1 protein-coding gene is annotated in these 1,269 nt (G+C 43.0%); it reads left to right on the top strand.

Going from position 1 to position 1,269, the window contains the following annotated elements:
- Nucleotides 1-159: 159 nt before the first annotated feature.
- Nucleotides 160-1,269, top strand: a 1,110-nt coding sequence (locus ACFVSH_RS26745; protein ID WP_387708848.1) for a glycoside hydrolase family 3 N-terminal domain-containing protein, incomplete at its 3' end; no start/stop codon positions are given.

The following is a 1,269-nucleotide window of genomic DNA, read 5'->3' as shown; positions in this document are numbered from 1 at the left end:
AAGGCTTGTTAAAAGAGGCGGCTGATGGGTTTCCATTGCTGCCTTGTTTTCTTTATAGGATCTATATAGTTCATTTCCAATCATTTTTCCCCCTTCATGAAAGTGGATATGGAATTGTTGCTAACGGAACTAAAAAGTATACAAGGGAGGAAACACTAAATGATAAAAAGGATATGTGCCCCTGCTGGAATCGCATTATTCTTTGTTTTATCCATTCTGGGAGGGAATGCAACAGCAAAGGGATCAGAGAATGAAAAATCTGTATCGGATATTCAGGAAATCGTAGAAAACATGACAATCGATGAAAAAGTCGGTCAAATGCTAATGCCGGATTTTCGTAATTGGCAAAAACAAGGAGAAGCGAAGGCGACCGGGTTTATTGAAATGAACTCAGAAGTTGCAAGCATCATCCAAAAATATCATCTGGGCGGTGTGATTTTGTTTGCTGAGAATGTAGTCGATACCGAACAAACGGTTCGGCTAACAGATGGTTTGCAGAAGGCAAGCGCGGGCCTGCCGCTGTTCATAACGATCGATCAGGAAGGAGGAATCGTAACTCGCCTTCAATCTGGAACGAACCTTCCTGGTAATATGGCACTTGGTGCAGCCAGAAATGAGAGCTACGCTTATCAATCTGGAGAAATCATTGGCAAGGAACTGTCGTCACTTGGCATAAATGTCAATTTCGGGCCGTCTGTCGATGTCAATAATAATCCAGGAAATCCTGTTATTGGTGTCCGTTCCTTCAGTTCAGATCCGGAACTGGTATCAAAGCTTGGCATTCAGACGATAAAAGGATTGCAAAATCAGAACATGATAGCGACGACCAAGCATTTCCCCGGCCATGGAGATACAGCAGTCGATAGTCATTATGGTCTTCCCCTTGTTTCTCATGATAAAGAACGTTTGCGTTCCATTGAGTTGGTTCCTTTCCAAAGGGCCATCGATGGTGGAGTTGATATGATGATGACAGCACATGTTCAATTTCCTGCTTTCGATGCCACTAAGTATATCAGTAAAAAAGACGGTCAAGAAATAATGGTTCCTGCAACGTTGTCACAAAAGGTCATCACGGGTCTATTACGTGAGGACATGGGTTTTAACGGTGTTGTGGTTACAGATGCTTTGAATATGAATGCCATTGCGGACAACTTCGGACAGGAAGAAGCTGTGGTCCTTGCCCTGAAATCTGGCGTTGATATTGCACTGATGCCTGCACAGGTTAACTCGCTTCAAATGGAAAAGAATATAACCTCTGTATTCAATGCC

The organism is Peribacillus sp. NPDC058002, assembly GCF_042886655.1.
GTDB classification, from domain to species: domain Bacteria; phylum Bacillota; class Bacilli; order Bacillales; family DSM-1321; genus Peribacillus; species Peribacillus aracenensis.
The sequence above is the reverse complement of the archived record's forward strand: the minus strand, read 5'-3'. Positions and strand labels throughout refer to the sequence as shown.